The sequence below is a fragment of the Zoogloea sp. LCSB751 genome (assembly GCF_002028455.1).
GTDB lineage: Bacteria > Pseudomonadota > Gammaproteobacteria > Burkholderiales > Rhodocyclaceae > Zoogloea.
Window position 1 is genome coordinate 1 of record NZ_MWUM01000413.1, and the last position, 252, is coordinate 252.

At 57.5% G+C, this 252-nt stretch carries 1 pseudogene; it reads left to right on the forward strand.

Annotation, left to right across the window (positions count from 1 at the left end):
- Positions 1-207, forward strand: a pseudogene (locus B4920_RS27160) (DnaA regulatory inactivator Hda); the annotation flags it as partial.
- Between the last annotated feature and the right edge of the window lie 45 nt (positions 208-252).

Sequence of the window (252 nt, forward strand, 5' to 3'; positions counted from 1 at the left end):
GATGACGAAGGCAAGCTCAGTGCCCTGCAGCTGCGTGCCGAGCTGCGGGGCTTCAAACTGCCCATAGACGTGGGCCGCTTCCTGCTCAACCGCTTGTCCCGCGACATGCGCACCCTGCTCACCACCCTCAATCAGCTCGACAACGCCTCCTTTCGCGCCAAGCGCAAGCTCACCATCCCCTTTGTCAAAGAGATACTCGAGCTCTAATGCTGTCGATTGCGTGTCTGACCGACGTTTAAATGGCAGATAAAA